Origin of the sequence: Streptomyces sp. NBC_00414, from assembly GCF_036038375.1 — a bacterium.
Lineage (GTDB): Bacteria > Actinomycetota > Actinomycetes > Streptomycetales > Streptomycetaceae > Streptomyces.
This window is the reverse complement of record NZ_CP107935.1, coordinates 8,303,591-8,329,072: the sequence shown is the minus strand read 5'-3', so window position 1 is coordinate 8,329,072 and position 25,482 is coordinate 8,303,591. Positions and strand designations below refer to the sequence as shown.

At 70.5% G+C, this 25,482-nt stretch carries 25 protein-coding genes; 6 read left to right on the top strand and 19 right to left on the bottom strand.

Annotation, left to right across the window (positions count from 1 at the left end):
- Positions 1-2: 2 nt before the first annotated feature.
- The gene (locus OHS59_RS36270; protein WP_328497561.1) at positions 3-980 is read right to left on the bottom strand and encodes an aspartate carbamoyltransferase catalytic subunit; all 978 of its coding nucleotides are present in this window, start codon (positions 978-980) and stop codon (positions 3-5) included.
- Positions 981-1,115: 135 nt separating this feature from the next.
- Positions 1,116-1,706: a bifunctional pyr operon transcriptional regulator/uracil phosphoribosyltransferase PyrR gene (gene pyrR, locus OHS59_RS36265; RefSeq protein ID WP_328497560.1), complete on the bottom strand. Its 591-nt coding sequence runs from the start codon at positions 1,704-1,706 to the stop codon at positions 1,116-1,118.
- A gap of 244 nt (positions 1,707-1,950) precedes the next feature.
- On the opposite strand from pyrR, the gene bldD reads away from it, so the two are divergent.
- Positions 1,951-2,451, top strand: a complete 501-nt coding sequence (bldD, locus tag OHS59_RS36260; protein WP_067366005.1) for a transcriptional regulator BldD — start codon at positions 1,951-1,953, stop codon at positions 2,449-2,451.
- A 236-nt stretch (positions 2,452-2,687) separates the two neighbouring features.
- Here bldD and nusB read toward each other — a convergent pair whose 3' ends face one another.
- From nusB to OHS59_RS36190, 14 genes are all read right to left on the bottom strand, one after another.
- On the bottom strand, positions 2,688-3,122 hold the full coding sequence (gene nusB, locus OHS59_RS36255; protein ID WP_328497559.1) for a transcription antitermination factor NusB: 435 nt from the start codon (positions 3,120-3,122) through the stop codon (positions 2,688-2,690).
- A gap of 2 nt (positions 3,123-3,124) precedes the next feature.
- Positions 3,125-3,691 (bottom strand): elongation factor P, encoded by a 567-nt coding sequence (efp, locus tag OHS59_RS36250; protein WP_055513022.1) that lies wholly within the window; start codon positions 3,689-3,691, stop codon positions 3,125-3,127.
- A gap of 51 nt (positions 3,692-3,742) precedes the next feature.
- Positions 3,743-4,858: an aminopeptidase P family protein gene (locus OHS59_RS36245; RefSeq protein WP_328497558.1), complete on the bottom strand. Its 1,116-nt coding sequence runs from the start codon at positions 4,856-4,858 to the stop codon at positions 3,743-3,745.
- 260 nt (positions 4,859-5,118) lie between these two features.
- Positions 5,119-6,054, bottom strand: coding sequence for a Pro-rich N-terminal domain-containing protein (locus tag OHS59_RS36240; RefSeq protein ID WP_328497557.1), 936 nt, complete (start codon positions 6,052-6,054; stop codon positions 5,119-5,121).
- A gap of 165 nt (positions 6,055-6,219) precedes the next feature.
- The gene (gene aroB / locus OHS59_RS36235; protein WP_328497556.1) at positions 6,220-7,311 is read right to left on the bottom strand and encodes a 3-dehydroquinate synthase; all 1,092 of its coding nucleotides are present in this window, start codon (positions 7,309-7,311) and stop codon (positions 6,220-6,222) included.
- The gene (locus OHS59_RS36230) at positions 7,308-7,823 is read right to left on the bottom strand and encodes a shikimate kinase (RefSeq protein ID WP_328497555.1); all 516 of its coding nucleotides are present in this window, start codon (positions 7,821-7,823) and stop codon (positions 7,308-7,310) included. The genes aroB and OHS59_RS36230 overlap by 4 nt, the downstream gene beginning before the upstream one ends.
- Positions 7,820-9,004, bottom strand: a complete 1,185-nt coding sequence (gene aroC / locus OHS59_RS36225) for a chorismate synthase (protein ID WP_328497554.1) — start codon at positions 9,002-9,004, stop codon at positions 7,820-7,822. Before aroC ends, OHS59_RS36230 begins: the two co-directional genes overlap by 4 nt.
- Positions 9,005-9,200: 196 nt before the next feature.
- The gene (locus tag OHS59_RS36220; RefSeq protein ID WP_328497553.1) at positions 9,201-9,470 is read right to left on the bottom strand and encodes a hypothetical protein; all 270 of its coding nucleotides are present in this window, start codon (positions 9,468-9,470) and stop codon (positions 9,201-9,203) included.
- A gap of 84 nt (positions 9,471-9,554) precedes the next feature.
- The gene (locus tag OHS59_RS36215; RefSeq protein WP_328497552.1) at positions 9,555-10,418 is read right to left on the bottom strand and encodes a shikimate dehydrogenase; all 864 of its coding nucleotides are present in this window, start codon (positions 10,416-10,418) and stop codon (positions 9,555-9,557) included.
- Entirely contained in the window at positions 10,396-12,195 is a 1,800-nt protein-coding gene (gene mltG, locus OHS59_RS36210; RefSeq protein WP_328497551.1) for an endolytic transglycosylase MltG, read from the bottom strand. Before mltG ends, OHS59_RS36215 begins: the two co-directional genes overlap by 23 nt.
- A gap of 116 nt (positions 12,196-12,311) precedes the next feature.
- The gene (ruvX, locus tag OHS59_RS36205; RefSeq protein WP_328499493.1) at positions 12,312-12,776 is read right to left on the bottom strand and encodes a Holliday junction resolvase RuvX; all 465 of its coding nucleotides are present in this window, start codon (positions 12,774-12,776) and stop codon (positions 12,312-12,314) included.
- Between the two features lie 17 nt (positions 12,777-12,793).
- Complete coding sequence (alaS, locus tag OHS59_RS36200; protein ID WP_328497550.1) at positions 12,794-15,466, bottom strand: alanine--tRNA ligase; 2,673 nt, start codon at positions 15,464-15,466, stop codon at positions 12,794-12,796.
- Entirely contained in the window at positions 15,466-15,834 is a 369-nt protein-coding gene (locus OHS59_RS36195) for a DUF6167 family protein (RefSeq protein WP_328497549.1), read from the bottom strand. Before OHS59_RS36195 ends, alaS begins: the two co-directional genes overlap by 1 nt.
- Positions 15,835-15,838: 4 nt before the next feature.
- Positions 15,839-16,276, bottom strand: a complete 438-nt coding sequence (locus OHS59_RS36190; RefSeq protein ID WP_328497548.1) for a DUF948 domain-containing protein — start codon at positions 16,274-16,276, stop codon at positions 15,839-15,841.
- Positions 16,277-16,436: 160 nt separating this feature from the next.
- Here OHS59_RS36190 and OHS59_RS36185 point away from each other — a divergent pair, with 160 nt between their 5' ends.
- On the top strand, positions 16,437-18,623 hold the full coding sequence (locus OHS59_RS36185) for an ATP-binding protein (RefSeq protein WP_328497547.1): 2,187 nt from the start codon (positions 16,437-16,439) through the stop codon (positions 18,621-18,623).
- 38 nt (positions 18,624-18,661) lie between these two features.
- Here OHS59_RS36185 and rpsD read toward each other — a convergent pair whose 3' ends face one another.
- From rpsD to OHS59_RS36170, 3 genes are all read right to left on the bottom strand, one after another.
- Positions 18,662-19,276, bottom strand: coding sequence for a 30S ribosomal protein S4 (gene rpsD / locus OHS59_RS36180; protein WP_107019683.1), 615 nt, complete (start codon positions 19,274-19,276; stop codon positions 18,662-18,664).
- Positions 19,277-19,605: 329 nt separating this feature from the next.
- Positions 19,606-20,961: a replication-associated recombination protein A gene (locus OHS59_RS36175; protein ID WP_328497546.1), complete on the bottom strand. Its 1,356-nt coding sequence runs from the start codon at positions 20,959-20,961 to the stop codon at positions 19,606-19,608.
- 67 nt (positions 20,962-21,028) lie between these two features.
- Entirely contained in the window at positions 21,029-21,667 is a 639-nt protein-coding gene (locus OHS59_RS36170; RefSeq protein ID WP_328497545.1) for a vitamin K epoxide reductase family protein, read from the bottom strand.
- 139 nt (positions 21,668-21,806) lie between these two features.
- Here OHS59_RS36170 and OHS59_RS36165 point away from each other — a divergent pair, with 139 nt between their 5' ends.
- From OHS59_RS36165 to OHS59_RS36150, 4 genes are read left to right on the top strand one after another with little or no spacing between them, the layout of a single operon-like run.
- Positions 21,807-22,673 (top strand): ABC transporter ATP-binding protein, encoded by an 867-nt coding sequence (locus OHS59_RS36165; protein ID WP_328497544.1) that lies wholly within the window; start codon positions 21,807-21,809, stop codon positions 22,671-22,673.
- On the top strand, positions 22,670-23,524 hold the full coding sequence (locus OHS59_RS36160) for an ABC transporter permease (protein WP_328497543.1): 855 nt from the start codon (positions 22,670-22,672) through the stop codon (positions 23,522-23,524). Before OHS59_RS36165 ends, OHS59_RS36160 begins: the two co-directional genes overlap by 4 nt.
- Positions 23,521-24,768 carry a sensor histidine kinase gene (locus OHS59_RS36155; RefSeq protein WP_328497542.1) on the top strand — a complete coding sequence of 416 codons (1,248 nt, stop codon included), beginning with the start codon at positions 23,521-23,523 and terminating at the stop codon, positions 24,766-24,768. The genes OHS59_RS36160 and OHS59_RS36155 overlap by 4 nt, the downstream gene beginning before the upstream one ends.
- A complete protein-coding gene (locus OHS59_RS36150; RefSeq protein WP_328497541.1) occupies positions 24,765-25,388 on the top strand; it encodes a response regulator transcription factor in 624 nt (207 codons plus the stop codon). Before OHS59_RS36155 ends, OHS59_RS36150 begins: the two co-directional genes overlap by 4 nt.
- Positions 25,389-25,482 lie beyond the last annotated feature (94 nt).

Below are 25,482 nucleotides of genomic sequence, written 5' to 3'. Positions count from 1 at the left end.
ACTTACTTCTCCTCGGTACGGGTGTGGGTGACGGCGGGTTCGTTGCCACCGAGCAGCAGGTACAGGACGGCCATCCGGATCGAGACCCCGTTGGTGACCTGCTCGATGGCGGTGCAGCGCCCCGAGTCGGCGACCTCGGCGGTGATCTCCATGCCGCGGACCATCGGCCCGGGGTGCATCACGATGGCGTGCTCGGGCATCTTCGCCATGCGGTCGCCGTCGAGGCCGTAGCGCCGCGAGTACTCGCGCTCGGTCGGGAAGAACGCCGCGTTCATCCGCTCGCGCTGCACGCGCAGCAGCATCACGGCGTCGGACTTGGACAGCGTGCTGTCGAGGTCGTACGAGACCTCGCAGGGCCAGGCCTCGACGCCGACCGGCACCAGGGTCGGCGGGGCGACGAGGGTGACCTCGGCGCCGAGGGTGTGCAGCAGGTCCACGTTCGAACGGGCGACCCGGCTGTGCAGGATGTCGCCGACGAGCGTGATCCGCTTGCCCGCCAGGTCCTGGCCGAGGCCCGCGTCCCGGCCGACGAGCCGGCGCCGCATGGTGAAGGCGTCGAGCAGCGCCTGCGTGGGGTGCTGGTGGGTGCCGTCGCCGGCGTTGATGACGGCCGCGTCGATCCAGCCGGAGGTCGCGAGGCGGTACGGGGCTCCGGAGGCGCCGTGCCGGATGACGACGGCGTCGACGCCCATCGCCTCCAGGGTCTGGGCGGTGTCCTTCAGGGACTCGCCCTTGGAGACGCTGGAGCCCTTGGCGGTGAAGTTGATGACGTCCGCGGAGAGGCGCTTCTCGGCGGCCTCGAAGGAGATCCGGGTCCGGGTGGAGTCCTCGAAGAACAGGTTGACGACGGTGCGGCCGCGCAGGGTCGGCAGCTTCTTGATCGGCCGGTCGGCGACCCGGGCCATCTCCTCGGCGGTGTCGAGGATCAGGACGGCGTCGTCGCGGGTGAGGTCGGCGGCCGAGATGAGATGACGCTGCATCTTTCAGGCTCCGTAAGGCAGAAGGCGCAAGGCGGTTCAGGTCGGGAGGCGGGCGTCCGGAGGCGCTCGGGGGCACGGCCGGGCGGGCGGGGGCGCGAATGGGCGCGGCGTACGGCGGTGCCGTACGCCGGAGAGCTACTGCGGCCCGCCCGGGGAGGTCTGCTTCACACCGAGCAGCACGGTGTCGCGACCGTCCTCCTCGGCGAGCTGGACCTTGACCGTCTCCCGCAACGACGTGGGGAGGTTCTTGCCGACGTAGTCGGCGCGGATCGGGAGTTCGCGGTGGCCGCGGTCGACGAGGACCGCGAGCTGCACGGCGCGCGGGCGGCCGATGTCGTTCAGCGCGTCGAGGGCGGCTCGGATGGTGCGGCCGGAGAAGAGCACGTCGTCGACGAGGACGACGAGGCGGCCGTCGATGCCGTCACCGGGGATGTCGGTGCGGGCCAGCGCACGCGGCGGGTGCATGCGCAGGTCGTCGCGGTACATGGTGATGTCGAGGGAGCCGACCGGGATGGCGCGGTCGGTGATCTCCTGGAGCTTGGCGGCGAGCCGCCGGGCCAGGTGGACGCCCCGGGTCGGAATGCCAAGGAGCACCACGTCCTCGGCGCCCTTGGCGCGCTCGACGATCTCGTGGGCGATGCGGGTCAGGACCCGCGCGATGTCGGGCGCCTCAAGAACGGGCCGGGCGTCGGACTCGTACCGCTGCTTCTGCTGTTCGGTGTCCATACGAAACGGACCTCCTTCTCCGCCTCTCTGGACGGATCATTAAAGGACGTCGGAATTGCGCCATCCACGGTACCAGCCCGGCAACGCCCCTGATCACCACCCTGGTCCCGGCCGTGTTCCGCTTCCACGGGGAGACCGGTCCGGACCATTCGGCTTGACGAGCCAGAGTCACGCTGCGTAACCTCACAGTGAGTCACCAGCCGCGCGGCCGAGCCGCACGTCGACACAGTGTCCGGGGAGCTATATGTCCAGCGAATACGCCAAACAGCTCGGGGCCAAGCTCCGCGCCATCCGTACCCAGCAGGGCCTTTCCCTCCACGGCGTCGAGGAGAAGTCCCAGGGCCGCTGGAAGGCGGTCGTGGTCGGTTCGTACGAGCGCGGCGACCGCGCCGTGACCGTACAGCGCCTTGCGGAGCTGGCGGACTTCTACGGTGTTCCCGTGCAGGAGCTGCTGCCGGGCACCACGCCGGGCGGGGCCGCCGAGCCGCCGCCGAAGCTGGTCCTCGACCTGGAGCGGCTGGCCCACGTGCCGGCCGAGAAGGCAGGCCCCCTGCAGCGTTACGCGGCGACGATCCAGTCCCAGCGCGGCGACTACAACGGCAAGGTGCTGTCGATCCGCCAGGACGACCTGCGCACTCTCGCCGTCATCTACGACCAGTCGCCCTCGGTCCTCACCGAGCAGCTGATCAGCTGGGGCGTCCTGGACGCGGACGCGCGCCGCGCGGTCTCCCACGACGAGGGCTGACCCGCACCAGCACTGAGAAGAAACGTGCCCTCGGGGTGGCCGGAACCAGTTGGTTCCGGCCACCCCGAGGGCATTTCCACGGCCCGTACGACCCCGAGGGCGGGGCAGGTACGCCGGAGGGCCCCCAGTTGATCACTGGGGGCCCTCCGGCGTACCTCAGGGGCGCGGGGTACTGCGCGCTCGGCCCCCGGCGACCCGCACACGACAGCGAACCGTGCGAAGTGGAGCGCCGAGACTCAGGCGTCGTCCCGGCGCAAGGAGGACTTGAGCTCCTTGAACCGGCCGAGGAGCCCGTTCACGAAGGCGGGCGAGTCGTCCGTGGAGAACTCCTTGGCGAGCTGCACCGCCTCGTCGAGCACGACCGCGTCCGGGGTCTCGTCCATCCAGATCAGTTCGTACGCGCCGAGGCGCAGGATGTTGCGGTCGACGACCGGCATCCTGTCGAGCGTCCAGTCGACGGCGTACTGCGAGATCAGCTCGTCGATGCGCCGTGAGTAGTTCGCGTAGCCCTCGACCAGCTGCATCGTGAACTCGCTCACCGGCGGCTGCCGGGTGTCGGTCCTGGAGTGCCGGATCCAGTCCGCGAGGACCGTCTGGACGTCGACGTCTCGCTGGTCACCCTCGAAGAGGATCTGGAAGGCGCGCTTGCGGGCCGTATTGCGGGCAGCCACGGTTAGCTGTTCACCCGGCCGAGGTAGTCGCTCGTACGGGTGTCGACCTTGATCTTCTCACCGGTGGTGATGAAGAGCGGGACGTTGATCTGGTGCCCGGTCTCCAGGGTGGCGGGCTTGGTGCCGCCCGTGGAACGGTCGCCCTGGACGCCCGGCTCGGTCTCCTGGACGACGAGCTCGACGGCGGCCGGCAGCTCGACGAAGAGCACCTCGCCCTCGTGCTGCGCCACGGTGGCGGTGAAGCCCTCGATCAGGAAGTTGGCGGCGTCGCCGACGGCCTTGCGGTCGACCATGAGCTGGTCGTAGGTCTGCATGTCCATGAAGACGAAGTACTCGCCGTCCATGTACGAGAACTGCATGTCGCGCTTGTCGACAGTGGCCGTCTCGACCTTGACGCCGGCGTTGAACGTCTTGTCGACGACCTTGCCGGAAAGCACGTTCTTCAGCTTGGTGCGCACGAAGGCCGGGCCCTTGCCGGGCTTGACGTGCTGGAACTCGACGACGGACCAGAGCTGGCCCCCGTCGAGCTTGAGCACGAGGCCGTTCTTGAGGTCGTTCGTGGAAGCCACGGTTGCGGAATCTCCTGGACTGACGTGGACGACCCCGGTAACACGCGCAAACTAGAGCGCGAGCAGTTCCTTGGTCGTGATGGTGAGTAGCTCGGGTCCGCCGTCCGCCTCAGGGCGCACGACGAGCGTGTCATCGATCCGGACACCGCCCCGGCCCGGGAGGTGGACCCCCGGTTCGACGGTGACCGGCACGCAAGCGTCCAGTTTACCCATGGCCGCGGGGGCCAACTGCGGCTCCTCGTCGATTTCGAGCCCCACACCGTGTCCGGTGGCCTCGGGAAGGCCCTCCGCGTACCCCGCGGAGTCCAGCACCTGGCGGGCCGCGCGGTCCACGTCACGGTAGGCGGCGCCCGGCACCAGGGCTTCGCGACCGGCCCTCTGGGATGCGAAGACGAGGTCGTACAGCTCGATCTGCCAGCCGGCCGGAGAGGTGCCGATGACGAAGGTGCGGCCGATCTCGCAGCGGTACCCGTGGTAGGTCGCCCCGAGGCAGACGGAGAGGAAATCTCCCTCCTCGACCCGGCGGTCGGTCGGCCGGTGCCCGCGGCGCCCGGAGTGCGGGCCGGTACCGACCGAGGTCCTGAAGGCCGGTCCCTCGGCGCCGTGGTCGACGAGGCGGCGTTCCAGTTCCAGCGCGAGGTGCCGTTCGGTGCGGCCGACGAGGATCGACTCCAGGAGTTCGCCCAGGGCCTGGTCGGCGATCTCCGCGCCGATGCGCAGACAGGAGATCTCCTCCTCGTCCTTGATCACCCGCAGCTGTTCGACGGCTCCGCCGACGTCCGCGAGGCGCAGGCGGGGCGCCACGGAACCGATCGCCCGGTACCGGCCGACGGTCAGGTGGTGCTCCTCCACGGCGAGGGAGTCGGCGCCCTGGGCCGCGGCGAGGTCCGCGGCGGCGACGGCGGGGTCGCCGCCGGGGCTCGGCAGGGCATGGACGCGCAGGGCCTCGTCCGGGCGGCCCTCGGCGGTGGCGGTGCCGGGGGTGCCGGGCGGAGTGGCATGCACGAGCAGGTCCTCGGTCCTGCCCAGCAGGAGTACCGCTCCGTGCGGGGCCACGCCCGTGAGGTAGCGGACGTTGGCCGGGCGGGTGACCAGCGCGGAGGCGCTGCCGCTGGCGTTGACGCGTTCTTTTAGCCGGACTCGGCGGGTTTCGTGCACCTCTGGCATGGTGTGAGCGTATGAGCTTCGCTCGGATTGTGCCGGTTTGAGGGGGCCGGGTGGGGTGGGGGTGCGCTTGTTGCGCCGTTCCCCGCGCCCCCAAGAAGCGGGTGCGGCGCCGTGACCGCTCGTTGCGCCGTTCCCCGCGCCCCTGAAAAGCGTGCCGGTGCCCGCGCCCCCGGAGCTTTCCTGCGGGGGCCGTGGGGGTTGCCCGCGCCGTTCCCCGCGCCCCTTCGGGGGCGCCATCGGGGGTGGGTGTCAGGCGGGGGCTACCACTGGGGTGGGCTTGCGATGGAGCGGGCCAGGACGTCGTCCAGGACTCGGGCCGTCTGGGGGACGTCGAGTTGGGAGTTGTCGATGATCGGCAGACCCGAGCCGTACCAGCCGGCCATCCGCCCGTGGATGCGGGCCACTTCCTCGTCGCTGAGGCGGCGGTTTCCGGAGCGCTCGGCGTTGCGCTCCAGGACTATCTCCAGACCCGGCAGGAGGACGACCGGCAGCAGGCCGGGCCCGACGTGGCGCTTCCAGCCGCCGAGGCCCACGACGGGCCGGTCGGGGAAGACCGCGTCGTCGAGGATGCAGGAGATGTTGTTGGCCAGGAAGTTGCGGGCCGAGAAGCCGCAGGTGCGGCGGGCGAGACGATACTGCGCCTCCGACATGTCGTTCCACCCCGCCTGCGGATCGGCGAAGCCCGAGCGCACCCACTCACGGACGTCGTCCAGGCTGATGTGCGCCGTGGGCACCCGGCGGTGGTCCGCCCAGTACTTGGCGACGCTGGTCTTGCCCGCGCCCGCGGGCCCGATGAGCAGCACGGCGAGCGTCGTGGACGTCGGGTCGGGGGTGCCGGTGGCGGGTGGCGCGCTCGGCATCGGGACGGGACCGCCCGGCGGCAGCTGGACGTGGCCCGTGGTGTCCGGCGTCGGCGGTACGGGAGCGTGGTGCGGGACCGCGTGGTGCGGCGCGGGCGGATGGCCCGGCGGGTGCGGGTGGCCCTGTTGGTGCGGGGCGGCGGGCCCCGTCTGCGCTCCGGAGAAGACCGGCGGCGGACCCGCGGGCGGATTCACCGGCGCCGGTCCCGAGGGAGCGCCGACGTGCGGGCCCGGGTGGTGCTGTCCCGGGTGTGGTGCGGCCCCCGACCAGCCGGCGGCCGGTCCGTGCCCCGGCTGATGGGGCGGCGGCAGCGGAGACCCCACTGCGTGCTGCATCCGGTGCCACTCCGTCTCGTACAGGCAATGGGCGCTGGCAGCGGGGCGCTGCCCCGCTCTCCTACCGAACGGTACCGTCCCCGGCCGCCGTTTGGTGAACGGCCGGGAGCGGTCCGAAGTGCCCGTCCGCGCAAGGCGAATCGGCGCAAGTACCGCCTGTGGGAGCTATTCGCCCACTTCGCCGTAGGCGGCGAGGAGCACCGCCGGGTCGGGGCCCTCAAGGACGGTCGGTTTGGCCAGTCCGTCGAGGACGATGAAGCGGAGCAGGTCGCCGCGGGACTTCTTGTCGACCTTCATGTTCTCCAGGAGCTTGGGCCACTGGTCGTAGCGGTAGCTCAGCGGCAGCCCGACGGACTCCAGGATCGTGCGGTGCCGGTCCGCGGTCACGTCGTCCAGACGCCCGGCGAGACGGCCCAGTTCGGCCGCGAAGTGCATACCGACCGAGACCGCCGCGCCGTGCCGCCACTCGTAGCGCTCGTTCTTCTCGATGGCGTGGGCGAGCGTGTGCCCGTAGTTGAGGATCTCGCGCAGCCCGGATTCCCTCAGGTCGGACGAGACGACCTCGGCCTTGACCCTGATGGAGCGTTCGATGAGCTCGGCGGTGTGCGGCCCGGCGGGTGTACGGGCGCCCTGCGGGTCGGCCTCGATGAGCTGGAGGATCTCCGGGTCGGCGATGAAACCGGCCTTGATGATCTCGGCGAGCCCCGACACGAAGTCGTTGACGGGCAGCGAGTCGAGCGCGGCGAGGTCGCACAGCACGCCCACCGGCGGGTGGAACGCGCCGACGAGGTTCTTGCCCTCGGCGGTGTTGATGCCGGTCTTGCCGCCGACCGCCGCGTCCACCATGGCCAGCACGGTGGTGGGGATGGCGATCCAGCGCACCCCGCGCAGCCAGGTCGCCGCGACGAACCCGGCCAGGTCGGTGGTGGAGCCGCCGCCGACGCCGATGATGACGTCGGTGCGGGTGAAGCCGGACTGCCCGAGCGCCTTCCAGCAGTAGGCGGCGACCTCCGCGGTCTTGGCCTCCTCCGCGTTGGGCACCTGGATGGCGACGGCGTCGAAGCCCTGTCCGGCCAGGTCCGCGCGGAGCGCGTCACCGGTCTCGGCGAGCGCCTCGGGGTGGATCACCGCGACCCGCTTGGTCCGCTCTCCCACCAACTGCCCCAGCTCGCCGAGCAGTTGGCGGCCGACCAGGACCTCGTACGGCTCACTGCCCGCCGTGCCGCCGACGTGGATCCGCGTCACTGCCTCGTTCATGCTTCCTTCAACTCCAGTGCGTCGAGGACCGCTCGGGTGACCTCTTCGGGGGTGCGGCCGTCGGTGGCCACCACGGCGGTAGCGACCTCCGCGTACAGCGGGCGGCGGGCGTCCATCAGCTCGCGCCACTGCCGGCGCGGGTTGACCGCGAGCAGCGGCCGGGCCGCGTTCAGGCCGGTGCGCTGGACCGCTTCCTCGACGTCCATCGAGAGATACACGACGGCGTGCCCGGCGAGCAGCGCCCGGGTGTCCGCGTCGAGGACGGAGCCACCGCCGAGGGCCAGGACGCCCTCGTGTTCGGTGAGCGCCCGCCGCACGGCCTGCTTTTCGAGGGTCCGGAAGGCCGACTCGCCCTCTTCCACGAAGATGTCCGCGATGGTGCGGCCCTGCTCGGCCACGATGTCCCCGTCGGTGTCCCGGAAGCGGCAGCCGAGCCGCTCCGCGAGCAGCGCGCCGACCGTGGACTTGCCGACGCCCATCGGGCCGACCAGCACGATCCTGGGAGCGCTCACCGCACGACCAGGTTCTCAAGGTAGGACTTCACGTTGCGCCGGGTCTCCGGCACGCTGTCGCCGCCGAACTTCTCCGCGACCGCGTCCGCCAGGACCAGCGCGACCATCGCCTCGGCGACGATCCCCGCCGCCGGCACCGCGCACACGTCCGAGCGCTGGTGGTGCGCCTTGGTCGCCTCGCCGGTCGCCACGTCGATGGTCGCCAGGGCCCGCGGCACCGTGGCGATGGGCTTCATCGCCGCCCGCACGCGCAGCAGTTCGCCGGTCGTCAGACCGCCCTCGGTGCCGCCGGAGCGGCCGGAGGTGCGCCGGATGCCCTCGTCCGTCTGCACGATCTCGTCGTGCGCCTTGGAGCCGGGGACCCGTGCGAGGTCGAAACCGTCGCCGACCTCCACGCCCTTGATCGCCTGGATGCCCATCAGCGCCGCCGCCAGCCGGGCGTCGAGGCGCCGGTCCCAGTGCACGTGCGAGCCGAGGCCGACCGGCACGCCGTACGCCAGGACCTCCACGACGCCGCCGAGCGTGTCGCCGTCCTTGTGGGCCTGGTCGATCTCCGCGACCATCGCCTTCGACGCGTCCGCGTCCAGGCAGCGCACCGGATCCGCGTCCAGCCTCTCGACATCGTTGGGAGTGGGGAGAACTCCGTAGGGGGCTTTCGCCGACGCCAGCTCGACCACGTGCGAGACGATCTCGATGCCGGCGGTCTCCTTGAGGTACGAGCGCGCCACCGCGCCCAGCGCCACCCGCGCCGCGGTCTCCCGTGCGGAGGCCCGCTCCAGGATCGGCCGCGCCTCGTCGAACCCGTACTTCTGCATCCCGGCGAGGTCGGCGTGGCCGGGCCTCGGCCGGGTCAGCGGGGCGTTGCGCGCCAGCTCGGCGAGGACATGCGGGTCGACCGGGTCGGCCGCCATGACCTGTTCCCACTTGGGCCACTCGGTGTTGCCGACCATCACCGCGACCGGCGAACCCATCGTCAGGCCGTGCCGGACGCCGCCCAGGAAGGTGACCTCGTCCCGCTCGAACTTCATCCGCGCCCCGCGCCCGTAGCCCAGGCGCCGCCGGGCCAGGTGGTCCGCCACCATCTCGGTGGTGATCGGTACGCCGGCGGGAAGACCCTCCAACGTCGCCACCAGTGCGGGACCGTGGGACTCCCCGGCGGTCAGCCAGCGCAACCTGCTCAACGGTGCTCCTCATGCTCGCGCCCTGGTACTGCGTCCTGCTCTGCGTACACGCGTCCTCGCGTACGGTGGCGGCGCGACCGGGTGCGCGGCCCTGGCCCGCCGCCGTCGATCCTCCCACGTCCGGGCGGACCGCCCGGCCGCAGGTCCATCAGGCGGACGCGGCCGGGGCGCACGGTCCGGGGCGGCGGACCCGGGATCAGGCCGCGGTGTCGTCCCGCCGGGGCAGCGGCGCGTAGGTGCCCAGATGGTCGGCGCCGCGGCCCTGTGCGTACCGTGCCGACTCGGGAATGGGCCGCCCCGTACGCACCGCCCGGTGGTACACGAACCTGCGCTTCAGCTTGAGGGCCCAGGGCGTCACGACGGCGAGCACGAACACCCCCAGCGCGGTGCCCTGCGCCCAGTCCGGCAGGAAGCCCACCACGGACTGGAAGATCTCCGATTTCCAGGACGCCTGTGTCACGTACATGGATCTGTCCCCCGATTTTCCCGATGCCCCGACTCCGCCCCCTGCGGAATCGAGCTCCGCCCCTGCGGAATCGAGAGCCGGATCCTAGCGGCCGTCCTGGCGGGCCGCGAGGGACTTCTCCCCCGCCGTCCGCATGGTGTCGACCGGGCCCGGAGCCAGACCCGTCATCTGCTCGACCTGGAGGACCGCCTGGTGTACAAGCAGGTCGAGTCCGCTGACGACGGCGCCCCCGTAGGCGGACCAGCGGGCCGCGAGGTCGGTCGGCCAGGGGTCGTACAGGACGTCGAAGAGGGTGGCGGGCCGTTCGGGGACGGACGGGGTGAGGGCGTCGGTGGCGCCCGCCGGGGTGGTCGCGACCACCAGGGGTGCGCGCAGCGCCTGTCCGGCGTCCGCCCAGTCGGCCGTACGCACCTCGATGTCGAGCCGCTCGCCCCACTGCCGCATCTCGGCGGCGCGCGCCGCACTGCGGACGTACACGACGACCTCGCCGGTGCAGACGCGGGCGAGGGCGGCCAGCGCGGAGGAGGCGGTGGCGCCCGCGCCGAGGATCGCCGCGGATTCCACTTGTTCGATGCCCCGCTCCCGCAGGGCGGCGACGATCCCGGGGATGTCGGTGTTGTCGCCGACCCGGCGGCCGTCCTGCGTGCACACCACCGTGTTCACGGCCTCGACGGAGGCCGCGGTCCCACTGATCTCGTCGAGCAGCGGAATGACCGCGCGCTTGAGCGGCATCGTCAGCGAGAGTCCGGCCCATTCGGGACCGAGTTCCCCGATGAATTCGGGCAGGGCCGCCTCGTCGATCCGGAAACGGTCGTACGACCAGTTGTGCAGACCCAGTTCCTCGTACGCGGCACGGTGCAGCACCGGGGAAAGGGAATGGGCGATCGGGGAACCGAGAACGGCGGCTCGGAACCGCCGTTCTCCGTCAGTCCTTGTTGCGCCGCTCATTGAATTTCTGAACCAACTTCTCGTGCTCGGCCAAGGTCTTGGTGAAGTCCGTCTTCTTGCCGTCGATGGAGATGAAGAACATCCACGCACCGCCGTCGGGCTTCAGCGCCGCCCTCAGTGCCTCGTCGCCGGGATTACCGATCGGCCCGGGCGGCAGACCCTTGTAGAAGTACGTGTTGTACGGGTCGTCGTAGTTGCGGATCTCGGCGACAGAGATATCGATCTTGCTCTGGCCCTTGAGATAGTTGTACGTCGAGTCGAACTCAAGTTTCTGGTTGGTGACGTCGTTCGTCGGCTTCAGCCGGTTGTAGACGACGGACGCCATCTTCTTGAAGTCGTCGTGCGTGATGCCCTCGGCCTGGACGAGACTCGCGACCGTGACGACCTGCAGCGGGTCCTCCAGGCCGAGGTCCTTGGCCTTCGCCTCCAGGTCGTACTTGGCGTACTCCTTGTTGGCCTGCGAAACCATGTCCTTCAGGACGGTCTCGGGCTTCATGTTCTTGTCGGCGGGATAGGTCGCCGGATAGAGGAATCCTTCCAGCGGGTCCTTGATGTCGCTGTCGTCGTTCGCCCAGTCCGGCAGCCCGAGGCTCTTGTACTTGCTCTTGGCGACCTTGGCGGTGGTTCCCTTGGAGAGTTCCAGCTGCTTGTCGATCGCCTCGTACACCGTGACGTTGCGCTGCCCCTCCCGGACCACCAGATTGTTCTGGCTCTTGGGATCGAGCATCAGCGCGACAGCGCTTTCTGCGGACATCTCCTTTTTCAGGAGGTAGGAACCCGCCTGAATCTTGTCGCCGTCCGCGTTCTGCGCCTGGGCCGCGACGAACGCGTCCACACTCCTGACGACGCCGGCCGCCTTCAGTTTCTGGCCGATCACCGATCCGAAGGCGCCCTTGGGAATGACGACGGTCACCTGCTCACCGGTTCCGTCGCCCGCGTAGTCGGGAGCCGAGCCGAAACGGCTCTGATAGAACTGGTAGCCGAAATATCCGACTCCGCCGATCACCGAGGTGAAGACGAGCGAGACGACCAGGCAGGCACAGCCGCTCCGGCTCTTCTTCTCGCCTTTGCCCTTGCTCCCCTTACCGCCTTTGCCGCCTTTTCCGCTTTTTCCACGCCGACGGCTCTGCGGATCGTCGTCGGTGTCGTCCTCGTCGTCACCGTCGGCGAAGAACGCGTGCTCGCCCTGGTCCGGGCCCGGGTCCCAGTCGGTCCGCTGCGATTCCGGTTCCGCTTCCGGCTCCGGTTCGGCGCGGCGGCGGCCCGGTGGCTCCGGCGGCGGGTACGCGTCGGGGGTCCCGTAGTAGTCGGGCTGCTGACCGCCGTACGCCACGGCCTGGCCGCCGTAGGGGTCGTTCGGGTCACCGCTGTACGGGACCTGCTGCTGCGGCTGGTACTGCTGACCCGTGTCCCAGCCGCCGCCGTTGTACGGCCGGCCGTTCTGGTCGTACTGCTGACCGCCGTGGTCGGGGTAGCCCTGCCCACCCTGACCGTTGTACTGCTGCGGAGGCTGACCGCCGTACTGCTGCTGCTCCTGGCCGTAGTGCTGCTGCTGTCCCTGGGCGTACTGCTGCTGCCCCTGGTCGTAGTCGGCCTGCTGGCCCGTGCCCCAGTCGCCGTACTGCGGCTGCTGCGGCTGCTCCGGATAATGCTGCGGCTGGCCGCCGTAGGGGGACTGGGCCGCCTGGGCCTCCTGTCCTCCCCATCCGCCGTCCCCGTACAACGGGTCCTCGGGATGCCACGGTTCGGAGCCTGGGCCCCGGCCATACTCGGTCATCGATCCCCTAGAGCCGCGAGGCGGTGGTCGCGCGGTGGCTGGGCTTCCGTCGCCTCTCTCCTGTGCGGAGGCTATTCGAACACCACCGCATCGCGCGGAACGTTACCGTACCGCGATCAGATGACCACTTCGACGCCCTCGCCGGGGGATGTGCCTGACGCCCGTTCGGACTCCAGTGCCTGCTGGAGAATGATCACGGCTGCCACCTGGTCGATGACCGATCTGCCCTTCTTGGACTTCACGCCCGAGGCGCGCAGTCCCTGACTGGCCGTCACTGTGGTCATCCTCTCGTCCACGAGGCGCACCGGGATGGGTGCGATGCCCCGTGCGAGCTCCTGGGCGAAGGCGCGGACCTTGACCGCGGCCGGGCCCTCGCCCCCCTTGAGGGAGCGAGGAAGACCGACGACGACCTCGATCGGCTCGTACTCCTCGACGAGTTGCCTCAGGCGCCGGTGGGCGGCCGGGACGTCGCGCCCCGGCACGGTCTCCACCGGCGTGGCGAGGATCCCGTCGGGGTCGCAGGAGGCGACCCCGATCCGGGCGTCCCCGACGTCGACGGCGAGCCGGCGACCGCGGCGCATGACCCGCTCGCCGTCGCTCACTTGGCGGTCTCGGCCACAAGCCGCTCGACGGCGTCGGCGGCCTCACCGATGGCGGACGGATTCTGGCCACCGCCCTGAGCGACGTCGGGCTTGCCGCCACCGCCGCCGCCGAGGGTCTTGGCGGCCGTGCGCACCAGGTCACCGGCCTTGAGGCCGCGCTCGCGGGCGGCCTCGTTGGTGGCGATGACCGTGAGCGGCTTGCCGCCCACGGCGGTGAACAGGGCGACCACGACGGCCCGTCCGCCCTGGATACGGCCGCGCACGTCGAGGACCAGCTTGCGCAGGTCGTCGGCGCTCGTGCCGTCCGGGACCTGCCCGGTGACCACGGCGACGCCGCGTACGTCCTTGGCGGACCCGGCGAGACCGGCGGCGGCCTGGAGGACCTTCTCCGCGCGGAACTTCTCGATCTCCTTCTCGGCGTCCTTCAGCTTGCCGAGCATGGCCGAAACCTTCTCCGGAAGCTCCTCCGGACGGCCCTTGATCAGCTCCTGGAGCTGGGCGACGACCGTGTGCTCGCGGGCGAGGAAGTTGTAGGCGTCGACACCCACCAGGGCCTCGATACGGCGTACACCCGAACCGATCGACGACTCGCCGAGCAGCTTCACCAGGCCGAGCTGGGAGGTGTTGTGCACGTGCGTGCCGCCGCACAGCTCCTTGGAGAAGTCGCCGATGGTGACGACGCGCACCCGCTCGCCGTACTTCTCGCCGAACTCGGCGATGGCGCCCTGCTTCTTGGCCTCGTCGATGCTCAGGACCTCGGCGTGGACGTCGAGGTCGCGGGTGAGCACCTCGTTGATCTTCTGCTCGACGTCCGTCATCACGGCCGTGGGCACGGCGGACGGGGAGCCGAAGTCGAAGCGGAAGCGGCCTGGCTGGTTCTCGGAACCGGCCTGGGCGGCCGTCGGGCCCAGGGCGTCGCGCAGGGCCTGGTGGGTGAGGTGCGTGGCCGAGTGGGCGCGGGCGATGGCCGTGCGGCGGCGCACGTCGATGACGGCCTGGGCCTTGGCTCCGACGGTCACCTCGCCGACCTGGACGACGCCCTTGTGGACGTACACCCCGGGGACGGGCTTCTGGCAGTCCCTGACCTCGATCACGGCGCCGGTGTCGATCCTGATGCGGCCGGTGTCGCCGATCTGGCCGCCGCCCTCGGCGTAGAACGGGGTGCGGTCCAGGACGATCTCGACCTCGTCGCCCTCGATGGCGGCCGGCGAGGAGGCACCGTCGACGAGGATGCCGACAACCGTGGACTCGCCCTCGGTGCTCGTGTAGCCGATGAAGTCGGTCTCGCCGGCGGCGTCGGCGATCTCGCGGTAGGCGCCCATGTCGGCGTGACCGGTCTTCTTGGCCTTGGCGTCGGCCTTGGCGCGCTCCCGCTGCTCCTTCATCAGGCGCCGGAAGCCGTCCTCGTCCACGGAGAGGCCCTGTTCGGAGGCCATTTCCAGGGTGAGGTCGATCGGGAAGCCCCAGGTGTCGTGGAGCAGGAAGGCCTTGTCGCCGGAGAGGACGGTGCCTCCGGAGGCCTTGGTCTCCGTCACGGCGGTGTCGAGGATGTTGGTGCCGCCCTTCAGCGCCTTGAGGAAGGCGGCCTCCTCGGCGAGGGCGACGGTCTCGATGCGCTTGCGGTCGGAGACGAGCTCCGGGTACTGCCGGCCCATCATCTCGATGACGACGTCGACGAGGTCCTGCACGACCGGTCCGGTGGCGCCGAGCAGCCGCATGTTGCGGATGGCGCGGCGCATGATGCGGCGCAGCACGTAACCGCGGCCCTCGTTGCCCGGGGAGACGCCGTCGCCGATGAGCATCACGGACGTCCGCATGTGGTCGGTGACCACGCGCAGGGAGACGTCGGAACCGTGGGCGGCGCCGTACTCGACACCGGTCAGCTCGGTGGCCTTCCTGATGACGGCCATGGAGGTGTCGATCTCGTACAGGTTCTGCACGCCCTGCAGGATCATGGCGAGGCGTTCCAGGCCGAGGCCGGTGTCGATGTTCTTGCTCGGCAGGTCGCCGAGGATCTCGAAGTCCTCCTTCGAGGTGCCCTCGCCGCGCTCGTACTGCATGAAGACGAGGTTCCAGATCTCCACGTACCGCTCGTCGTTGACGGCAGGGCCGCCCTCGACGCCGAACTCGGGGCCGCGGTCGTAGTTGATCTCGGAACACGGGCCGCAGGGGCCCGGGACGCCCATGGACCAGTAGTTGTCCTTCTTGCCGAGGCGCTGGATGCGCTCCTTGGGGACGCCGACGACCTCGTGCCAGATGCGCTCGGCCTCGTCGTCCTCCAGGTACACGGTGATCCAGAGCTTCTCCGGCTCCAGGCCGTAACCACCCTTGTCCTGAGGGCTGGTCAGCAGCTCCCAGGCGTACTTGATGGCGCCTTCCTTGAAGTAGTCGCCGAAGGAGAAGTTGCCGCACATCTGGAAGAACGTGCCGTGCCGGGTGGTCTTGCCGACCTCTTCGATGTCCGGTGTCCGGACGCACTTCTGGACGCTGGTGGCGCGGGCGAAGGGGGGCTTGACCTCACCGAGGAAGTACGGCTTGAAGGGAACCATGCCGGCCGGGACCAGGAGGAGAGTCGGGTCGTCCGCGATGAGCGACGCCGAAGGGACGACGGTGTGCCCGCGCTCCTCGAAGAAGCTCAACCAGCGGCGACGAATCTCGGCCGACTCCATCAGTGGTCCTCATTCCGGTTGTACGAGTACGTCGACCTCTCGACGTACGTCGGGTTCTTGCTGTACTTCGCATTCTTGCCGTGCCGGGGGTCGCTGCCGTTCTCCAGGGCTGCGACATCGCGCGGGGACGGCAGTTCGGGGTCGGCGTTCAGCCCGAGGGCCTCACCGAGTTCCGCCTCGCGCTGGGCCATGCCGTCACGGACGTCGAGTGCGAAGTCCTTGAGGCGGTGGCCCGCTTCGATCGCCTTGTTGGCGGCCTGCGCCGCCAGGCTCTCGGGCGTCAGCTGCCTGATCTTGCGGTTGACCTTGGTGGTGGCCCACACGCCGGCGGCTGCGCCCGCGGTGAACCAGAACGTACGGCGGAACATCGCGTCAGTCCTTCTTCCGCTTTCCCCGTCGCGCCGACGGGACGGTGCGGCCCACGATCACAGTGCGTCGCGTGGGCTTGGCGGGCTCGTCCTCGCGGCGGCCGCCGCTCATGGCCCGGCGCACGCCGTAGCCGAACGCCGCGACCTTCACCAGCGGGCCACCGAAGGTCGAGGCGACGGTCGAGGAGAGCGCCGACGCGTTCGACGTGACCTCCTGGACGTCCGACGCGATGGCGTCGACCCGCTCGATCTGTGTCTGCGCGGAGCGCACGGCCGCGGAGGCGTCCGCGAGGAGCGGGACCGTCTGTTCGGTCACGTCCGCGACGAGCTTGGTGGTCGCCCTGAGCGTCTGGGCCAGCCTCGCGAGTGCCACCGCGAGGAAGGAGACCAGGATCGCCCAGAAGACGGCCACCAGGATCCCGGCCACCTCACCACCGGACACTGCGCACCCGCTCCCTGAATTCGTGCCTCACCATCGAAAAGTCGTCCTGTGACCCTATCGCGCCGGGGCCGCGGCTCCGTACCGGATTACCGTCCGCCGGAACCGGAGTTGCGCGAAGCGATTGTACGGAGTGCGTATGGGTGAGTACGCTCCGTTGCCTATGTCGCGTTCTCATGGTTCTCAGCGTTCCGGTGCGGGGGCGGGCGGTCACCGGGCCGGCAATCTGCCTCTGGAGCTCAACTCGTTCGTGGGCCGCTCGGCCGAACTGACGCAGCTGGGCACGGCCCTCGACGCCGAGCGGCTGGTGACGGTGACGGGCCCGGGCGGAGTCGGCAAGTCGCGGCTGGCGGCGCGCGCGGCGGCCCTGGTCCGGCCGCGCGACGGGGTGTGGCGGGTGGAGCTGGCCGCGCTGCGCGAGCCGGAACTCGTCGAGTACGCGGTCGTGGAGGCGCTGGGGCTGACGGATCACACCTCGCGGCCGCCGCGCCAGGTCCTGCTCGAACATCTCGCGGAGCGCCGGCTCCTGCTCGTGCTCGACGGGTTCGAGCATCTGGTCGACGCGTGCGCGTCGCTGGTCGGTGAGCTGCTGAGACGCTCGGCGGGCCTGCGGGTGCTCGCGGTAGGGCGCAGGCCGCTCTCGGTGGAGGGCGAGCAGCTGTTCCCGCTGGCGCCGCTGACCGAGCGGGAGGCGGCCGAGCTGTTCGCGGACCGGGCCGCCGCCGGCACACCGGGTTTCACCCTGCACGACGGCAACCGCGCGGACGTGCGGGAGATCTGCCGGCGGCTGGACGGTGTCCCGCTCGCGGTCGAGCTGGCCGCGGGACGGCTGCGGGCCCTCTCCCCCGCCCAGTTGCTGGCCCGGCTCGACGACCGCTTCCGGCTGCTCACGGGCGGGGGGCGCGACATGCTGCCGCGACATCAGACCCTGCGTACGGCGATCGGCTGGAGCCATGAACTGTGCACACCGCAGGAGCGGCTGATGTGGTCGCGGCTCTCGGTGTTCGCCGGGCGGTTCGACCTGGAGTCCGTGGAGTACGTGTGCGGGGGCGACGGGCTGCACCCCGACAACATCCTCGACGTGCTCGGCGAGCTGCTGGCCCAGTCGGTGATCACCCGTGAGGAGACGGCGGCCGGGGTGCGCTACCGGATGCTGGACACGGTCCGGGCGTACGGGGCGGACTGGCTGGAGGCCACAGAGGACGGGGAGCGGCTCCGGCGGCGCCACCGCGACTGGTACATGGGGCTCGCGACGTGGGGCGAGCTGGACTGGTTCTCGCCCCGGCAGCGTGAGGTGGCCGCGCGGGTGGAGGCGGAGCTGCCGAACCTGCGCCGCGCCCTGGAGCACTGTCTGAGCGAGCCGGACGGCGGACATCTGGGCCAGTACCTCGCGGGGACCCTCTGGTTCTACTGGGTGGGCTGCGGGCGGCTGTCGGAGGGGCGGCACTGGCTGGAGCGGAGCGTGGAGCTGGACACCGAGCACGAGCGCTCCCGGCTGAAGGCACTGTGGGTGCTCGGCTATGTGGCGATCCTCCAGGGCGACACCGTGCCCGCGGTCGCCGCGCTCGACGAGTGCCGTCGGACGGCGGAACGTTCCGGTGACTTCACCGCGCTCGCCTACGCCGAGCACCGCACCGGCTGCCTGGCCCTGGTCACCGACGACATGCCCCGCGCGGAGACGCTGCTGCGCTCGGCGCTCGACCGCTATCACGACATCGGCGAGCTCAACAGCAACGTCCTGATGGGGCAGGTCGAGCTGGCGATGGCGCTGGCCTTCCAGGGCGATCTGCCGGATGCGGTGCGGCTGTGCGAGGAGGTGCGCCGGGTCTGCGTGGACCACGGGGAGCGCTGGTCGCTGGCGTACGCGCTGTACGTGCTGGCGTACGCGGCCTGGACCGAGGCCGATCTGCCCGGGGCCCGGCAGTTGCTGACGGAGTGCCTGGACATCACACATGTCTTCCACGACCTGCTCGGCACGGTGCTGGCGGTGGAACTGCTCGCGCTGGTCACCGTGACGGAGGGCGACGCCGCCGAGGCTGCGGTGCTCCAGGGTTCCGCCTCCCGGATGTGGCCGTCGGTGGGCCTGCCCCTGTTCGGCTCCGCCTATTACAACGCCCCGCACGAGCAGTGCGAGGAGACGGCCCGGGAGCGGCTGGGCGACGAGCGGTACGAGGAGTGCGTACGGGACGGGGCGCGGCTGGGCCGGCAGGCGGCGGTGGTCCGGGCGCTGGGGCACCCCCGGCAGGAGGCACTCGGCGCGGCACCCGCGCCGCGCGGCATCCCGGCACCCCCGGACATGCGAGAACCCGCCGCCTCGCCCACCCGCGAGGGTGAGGAGGCGACGGGCTGAAAGCAGGCGCTAGGCCGGTGGTGCGGTACTGCGCCTGATCAGCGGGCGTAGTACTCGACGACGAGCTGCTCGTCGCAGATGACCGGGATTTCCTTGCGGTTCGGCTCGCGGTCCAGGCGGAACGCCAGGGCGCCGAGGTTCACCTGGAGGTAGCGCGGGGTCTCACCGTCGGGGGCGAACCCACCGGCACGGGCGACCTCGAACAGGGTCTTGCTGCGGCTGCGCTCGCGGACCATCACGACGTCGTCGGGCTTGACGCGGAAGGACGGCTTGTCGACCTTGCCACCGTTGACCTCGATGTGGCCGTGCACGACCATCTGGCGGGCCTGGTAGATCGTGCGGGCGATGCCCGAACGAAGAACCAGCGCGTCGAGACGACGCTCCAGCTCGATGACCAGGGCCTCACCGGTCTTGCCCTGCGTCTTGGCGGCACGCTCGTACGCGCGGACGAGCTGACGCTCGGACACGTCGTACTGCGCGCGCAGACGCTGCTTCTCCAGCAGACGGACCTTGTAGTCCGAGTTCTGCTTGCGGCCACGGCCGTGCTCGCCGGGCGGGTACGGGCGCGCCTCGAAGTACTTGACGGCCTTCGGGGTCAGCGCGATGCCGAGGGCACGCGACTTCTTGACCTTGGGGCGGGACTGGTTCGTCATGAACCAAACACCTCGTGATTTCTGATGTGAATACGGCTTCACCAGTGGTTAGGGGAGGTCGCATCCGCAGCCAGGGAAACCCTTCGGGTCCTGACGGACCTGGCGGGCAGCCGCTCCCTGAGCTGGGCACATGTGCAGCACGCGAGTGGCCCACCGACCGGTTCCCGGAGAATTCCGAGAGGGTGATGGGCTGCCCGCGACACCTTCGACGGTGCGCGACGCTCCTGGATTCCTCACCCGGGGGTGGGGGCTCCGGCTGCATGTCCCGTTCTGGTGGTGCCGACCGGAGCCGGACACGGGACGCAGCGCTTCGGAGAGTCTACAGGTGATCAGGGCCGTCCTCGACCGAGGTGCTTCCTCGTCCACTCCACCGCGTCCGCGTAGCGCGCCTCGGCGCCGTGCCGGGTCGGCGTGTAGTACTCGCGGTCCTTGAGCTCCTCGGGCGCGTACTGCTGGGCGGCGATGCCTTCGGGCAGGTCGTGCGGATACACGTACCCCTGCGCGTGGCCGAGCTTGGCCGCGCCCTTGTAGTGCCCGTCGCGCAGGTGCATCGGCACGGGTCCCGCGTGGCCCTTGCGGACGTCCTCCATGGCGGCGCCGATCGCCGTCGTCGCGGCGTTCGACTTCGGGGCCAGGGCGAGGGCGATGGTGGCGTGGCTGAGGGTGAGCGCGGCCTCGGGGAAGCCGATCATGGCGACGGCCTGGGCGGCCGCGACGGCGGTCGGCAGGGCGTTCGGATCGGCGAGGCCGATGTCCTCGCTGGCGGAGATCATCAGCCGCCGGGCGATGAACCGGGGGTCCTCGCCGGCCTCGATCATCCGGGCCAGGTAGTGCAGTGCCGCGTCGACGTCCGAGCCCCGGATCGACTTGATCAGGGCGCTGGCCACGTCGTAGTGCTGGTCGCCGTCGCGGTCGTACTTCACCGCGGCCCGGTCGACGGTCTCCTCCAGGGTCTGGAGGGTGATCCCGGCGTCCTTCTTGTCGAGCGCCGCCCCGGCGGCGGCCTCCAGTGCGGTGAGGGCACGCCGGGCGTCACCGCCGGCGATCCGCAGGAGGTGCTCCTCGCTGTCCTCGGGGAGGGTGAGGGCGCCCTTGAGGCCGCGCTCGTCGGTGAGCGCCCGGCGCAGCAGCCCGCGCAGGTCGTCGTCGGTGAGCGGTTCGAGGGTGAGCAGCAGCGAGCGGGACAGCAGCGGGGAGATGATCGAGAAGTACGGGTTCTCCGTGGTCGCCGCGATCAGCGTCACCCAGCGGTTCTCGACCGCCGGGAGCAGGGAGTCCTGCTGGGCCTTGCTGAAGCGGTGGATCTCGTCGAGGAAGAGGACGGTCTCCTTGCCGTAGCCCCCGGTGGCGCGGCGGGCGCCCTCGATGACCGCGCGGACCTCCTTGACGCCCGCGGTGATAGCGGAGAGCTCCACGAAGCGCTTGTTCGTCGCCTTGGAGACCACGTACGCCAGGGTCGTCTTGCCGGTGCCGGGCGGGCCCCAGAGGATCACCGAGGAGGGTCCGGCCGGGCCGCCGCCGCCCTCGCCGACGAGTCTGCGCAGGGGCGAGCCCGGCTTCAGCAGATGCTGCTGGCCCTCGACCTCGTCGAGGGTGCGCGGGCGCATCCGGACGGCCAGGGGGCTCCCGGACGGGTCCTTCTCCTGGCGTTCCTCGGCTGCGGCGGTAAACAGGTCGGGCTCCACGTGCGAAACCCTATGTCACCCCACTGACAACGCGCCCCGGCCCCTGTCCCGCAAGCCGGCCGCTCCGTCAGCTGGTCCAGAAGTCCCACCAGCGCGTCAGGATCAGCATGCCGATGATCCCGATGTGCAGGACCGGCAGCACCCAGGCGAACTCGTCGAGGAACCCCTTCAGCCAGCCGGGCGCGGGCAGCAGGCCGTTGCGGACGTTGTGCGAGGTGACGGCCCAGAACATGATGATCGTCGCGACCCAGGCGAGGCAGCACCACAGGCACAGCGAGTTGATGTTGTACAGCGACTGGTACTGCAGCCAGGTCACGAATCCGACGCCGAACAGCGTGCCCGCGTTGAAGGTCAGCCAGTACCAGCGCGGGTAGGTCGCCCTGCCGAGCAGGCTCACGCCGACGGCGATCACGATGCCGTACGCCACGAGGCCCATCATCGGGTTGGGGAACCCGAAGACGGAGGCCTGGTCGCTCTTCATGATGTTGCCGCAGGAGACGACCGGGTTCAGGCTGCAGCCCGGCGTGAAGTTCGGGTCCTCCAGCAGCTTGAACTTGTCGATGGTGATGACCCAGGAGGCCAGCAGTCCGGCCGCACCCGTGATCATCAGCAGAAGGGCGAGGAAACGCCCGCCGCCCACGGTCCGTGGGGCACCGGCGGCTTCCGGGCCGGTGGAGACGCCTTCCCTGACTGTCGTCTTGCTCATCACGCCGTTTCCGTAGCTTGAGAGGACCTTCCGGGCACGGTCATTGTGCCGCACACGCGCGGGTGTCCACCGTTCGATGGACATAAGGAAGTACGTGCGGTCGTCCCGGAACGCTCGCTTCGACGGGACGCTCGTTCGCATGACAGCACACGCGAACGAACTCGCGGTCGACGTACGGGGGCTGCGCAAGCAGTACGGGGACGTCACCGCCGTCGACGGCATCGATCTCGGCATCCGGCGGGGCGAGGTGTTCGGCCTGCTCGGACCCAATGGCGCGGGCAAGAGCACCACGGTGGAGATCCTCCAGGGCAACCGCACCCGCGACGCGGGCGAGGTCTCGGTGCTCGGCACGGATCCGTCGAACGCCACGCGCGCGTGGCGTTCACGTGTCGGAATCGTCTGGCAGGACGAATCAGCGCCCCCGGAGTTGACGGTCGGCGAAACGGTCCGGCACTTCGCGCGCTACTACCCGAGGCCCCGCGACCCGGCGGAGGTCATCGGCCTGGTGGGCCTGGAGGAGAAGACCGGCAGCCGGATCAAGGCGCTCTCGGGCGGGCAGCGGCGCCGGCTCGACGTGGCGCTCGGCGTGATCGGCGGCCCCGACCTGCTGCTCCTGGACGAGCCGACGACCGGTTTCGACCCGGCGGCCCGACGGCAGTTCTGGGAGCTGATCCGCAGGCTCGCGGACGAGGGCACGACGATCCTGCTGACCACGCACTATCTGGAGGAGGCGGAGGCGCTCGCGAACCGGCTCGCGGTGATCGCGCGCGGCCGGGTCGTGGCCGAGGGCGAACCCGCGGCACTGCGCGACCGGCTCGGCACCGAGGCCACCGTCGAATGGACGGAGTCCGACGGCTCTCCCCGTACGGAGCGCACCGGGACGCCCACACGCACGGTCGCCGAGCTCATGCACCGCTTCGACGGGGAGATCCCGGGGCTACGGGTGAGCCGCCCGACCCTGGAGGACGTCTATCTGCGGCTCACGGGGCTGGAGGACGCGCGATGACCACGACCACGACCACGACACGGGTGCGTACGGAGGCGAGCGGCGCGCAGCGGCTCCCGGCGGCCTGGCTGCTCGGATTCCACCGGGGCGCCCTGGAGATCAGGCAGTTCTTCCGGCTGCGCGACCAGGTGGTCTTCACCTTCGCCTTTCCGATCGTGTTCCTCTTCCTCTTCGCGTCGATCTTCAGCGACGACGTGACCGGGGCGGGCGTCACCGCCTCCCAGCTGTACGTGCCGGCGATGATGGCCGCCGGAATCATGAGCACCAGTTTCCAGTCGCTCGGCATCTCGATCGCGATCGAACGGGACGAGAAGGTGCTGCGCCGGCTGCGCGGCACCCCGATGCCGCCGACCGCGTACTTCATCGGAAAGATCTGGCTGGTTCTCGTCACCGGTTTCCTGGAGACGGTGTTCCTGCTCACCGTGGGCATCACGTTCTACGGCGTGGAGCTGCCCTCGGACGCCACGAAGTGGCTGCACTTCGGCTGGATCTTCCTGCTGGGTCTGACGGCCTGCGCCACGCTCGGCACAGCGATCAGCTCGGTCCCGAAGACCGGCAGGAGCGCCACCTCCGTGGTCGTACTGCCCTTCCTGGTACTGCAGTTCATCTCCGGGGTCTACATCTCCGTCGACACCATCCCGGACTGGATGCTCGACATCAGCGCGCTGTTCCCGCTGAAGTGGATGTGCCAGGGGCTGCGCGGAGTGTTCCTGCCGGAGTCGGCGCGGGTCCTGGAGCAGGCGGGCGGCTGGGAGTTCGGTCGGATCGCTCTGGTGCTCGGGGCGTGGTGCGTCGGAGGATTGCTGCTGTGTCTGCTGACCTTCCGATGGAAGAGCCGCCGCGACGGATGAGCGACAGGTCCATGGACCGCGGCGCCTACTCCTGGGACCGCTCCTTCCGGCTCTGGGACTCGTACTTCGCCGTGGTCTGGGCGGCCACCCTGGTGTTCGTGCTCGGCACGGACCACCCGGGGTGGCACACCCGTGTCGTCGCCGCGGCCCTCCTGGTCCCGCTGGTCCCCTGGTACGTGGTGGTGGGCCGCCCGATCCTCAGGGGCGAACCGCCCGACGAGCGGCGGGCGCTCGGCTACATCGTCGGATCCCTGGCGCTGTTCCTCCCCTCCGCGGTCCTGGTCGGCGAGACACGTCTGATGACCTTCGCGCTCGTCCCGCCGTGCTTCATGGCGCTGTGCCTGCGCCGGGCCCTGGTGGCGGTGACCGTCATCAACCTCGCGCCGGTGGTGGGCTGGGCGCTGCTGTGGTGGCCCAGCGACCACGCCGTCTTCTTCAACTCGGTGTTCGCCGTGGTCACCCTCGTCTTCTCGGTGGCCGTCGGCAGCTGGATCATCCGGATCGTCGAGCAGAGCCAGGACCGGGCCACGCTGATCGCCGAGCTGGACGCCAGCCGTCACGAGCTCTCCCGGCTCTCGGCCGCGCACGGCGCGCTGGCCGAGCGGGAGCGCCTCTCCCGGGAGATCCACGACACGCTCGCGCAGGGCTTCACGAGTCTGCTGATGCTCACGCAGGCGGTCGAGGCGGAGCTGGACCGCTCCGACATGGCGGAGGCCCGCCGGCATCTGGCCCTGATGGACGGGACCGCACGGCAGAACCTCGCCGAGGCGCGGGCCCTGGTCGCCGGAGGTACGCCCGCCGACCTCGACGGGGCGTCGCTGCCCGACGCGCTGAGCCGGCTCGCCGCACGGCACGAGGCGTCGGTGGCCGTGTCCGGGCCCGTCCGCGCGCTGCCCGCCGGGGCCGAGGTGGTGATCCTGCGCGCCTGTCAGGAGGCACTCTCCAACGCCCTCAAGCACGCGGGGAGTTCGGCCGCCGTCGCCGTCGAGCTCACCTACGCCGACGACACGCTCTCGGTGTGCGTGCGCGACGATGGCTGCGGCTTCGATCCGTCGGCGCCGTCCGGCGGCTACGGGCTCGTGGGGCTGCGGGCGCGGGCCGCCGAGGTGGGCGGGACGGCGGTGATCCGCGGCGCGCCGGGGGACGGTACGACGGTCACTGTCCGGCTCCCGGCACCACAGGCGCCTCTCGCGCCACCCGTACATCCCGAACAACCCGTACCACTCGAAAGGGGTATCCAGTGATCCGGATCGTCCTTGCCGACGATCACCCTGTCGTGCGCGAGGGGCTGCGTGCGATGCTCAGCGCCGAGCCCGATCTCGACGTCGTGGCCGACGCCTCCAGCGGTCCCGAGGCGGAGGCCCTCACGGCGGAACTCCGGCCCGACATCGTGCTGATGGACCTGCGGATGCCCGGCGGCGGGGGTGTCGACTCGATCGTGCGGATGACCGCGGCGGGGTCGGCGTGCCGGATCGTGGTGCTCACCACGTACGAGACCGACCGGGACATCCTGCGGGCCGTCGAGGCCGGGGCCGCGGGTTATCTGCTCAAGGACATGCCCCGCGGGGAACTGGCGAACGCGGTACGGGCCGCCGCGCGCGGGGAGACGGTGCTGGCGCCCTCGGTCGCCGCGCGGCTGGTGGACCAGCTGCGGACGAAGCCTGAGGTTCCGCGGTTGTCCGCGCGGGAGGTGGCGGTTCTGCGGCTCGTCTCCGACGGGTGCACGAACGCGGAGATCGGGCGGCGGTTGTTCATCGGCGAATCGACGGTGAAGACGCATCTGCTGCGGGCGTTCGGCAAACTGGGGGTCGACGACCGGACGGCGGCGGTCACGAGCGCGATGCGCTTCGGCTTGCTGGACTGACCTGCCTCGGGGGCCGGCCCCCGAACCCCCGCTCCTCAAACGCCGGAGGGGCTGGATCACCAGCCCGTCCGGCGTTTGAGGACGAGCGCGCAGC

Bases quoted from the DNA above. Each gene is read 5' to 3' on its own strand.
- ruvX (WP_328499493.1), bottom strand. From the start codon at position 12,776: ATGCGCCGCGGTCGCCGGCTCGCCGTCGACGTCGGGGACGCCCGGATC.
- bldD (WP_067366005.1), top strand. From the start codon at position 1,951: ATGTCCAGCGAATACGCCAAACAGCTCGGGGCCAAGCTCCGCGCCATC.
- rpsD (WP_107019683.1), bottom strand. From the start codon at position 19,276: ATGACGAACCAGTCCCGCCCCAAGGTCAAGAAGTCGCGTGCCCTCGGC.
- OHS59_RS36170 (WP_328497545.1), bottom strand. From the start codon at position 21,667: ATGAGCAAGACGACAGTCAGGGAAGGCGTCTCCACCGGCCCGGAAGCC.
- mltG (WP_328497551.1), bottom strand. From the start codon at position 12,195: ATGACCGAGTATGGCCGGGGCCCAGGCTCCGAACCGTGGCATCCCGAG.
- alaS (WP_328497550.1), bottom strand. From the start codon at position 15,466: ATGGAGTCGGCCGAGATTCGTCGCCGCTGGTTGAGCTTCTTCGAGGAG.
- OHS59_RS36185 (WP_328497547.1), top strand. From the start codon at position 16,437: ATGTCGCGTTCTCATGGTTCTCAGCGTTCCGGTGCGGGGGCGGGCGGT.
- OHS59_RS36220 (WP_328497553.1), bottom strand. From the start codon at position 9,470: ATGTACGTGACACAGGCGTCCTGGAAATCGGAGATCTTCCAGTCCGTG.
- OHS59_RS36160 (WP_328497543.1), top strand. From the start codon at position 22,670: ATGACCACGACCACGACCACGACACGGGTGCGTACGGAGGCGAGCGGC.
- OHS59_RS36270 (WP_328497561.1), bottom strand. From the start codon at position 980: ATGCAGCGTCATCTCATCTCGGCCGCCGACCTCACCCGCGACGACGCC.
- OHS59_RS36165 (WP_328497544.1), top strand. From the start codon at position 21,807: ATGACAGCACACGCGAACGAACTCGCGGTCGACGTACGGGGGCTGCGC.
- pyrR (WP_328497560.1), bottom strand. From the start codon at position 1,706: ATGGACACCGAACAGCAGAAGCAGCGGTACGAGTCCGACGCCCGGCCC.
- aroB (WP_328497556.1), bottom strand. From the start codon at position 7,311: ATGAACGAGGCAGTGACGCGGATCCACGTCGGCGGCACGGCGGGCAGT.
- OHS59_RS36245 (WP_328497558.1), bottom strand. From the start codon at position 4,858: ATGCCAGAGGTGCACGAAACCCGCCGAGTCCGGCTAAAAGAACGCGTC.
- OHS59_RS36240 (WP_328497557.1), bottom strand. From the start codon at position 6,054: ATGCAGCACGCAGTGGGGTCTCCGCTGCCGCCGCCCCATCAGCCGGGG.
- OHS59_RS36155 (WP_328497542.1), top strand. From the start codon at position 23,521: ATGAGCGACAGGTCCATGGACCGCGGCGCCTACTCCTGGGACCGCTCC.
- OHS59_RS36215 (WP_328497552.1), bottom strand. From the start codon at position 10,418: ATGAGCGGCGCAACAAGGACTGACGGAGAACGGCGGTTCCGAGCCGCC.
- OHS59_RS36195 (WP_328497549.1), bottom strand. From the start codon at position 15,834: ATGTTCCGCCGTACGTTCTGGTTCACCGCGGGCGCAGCCGCCGGCGTG.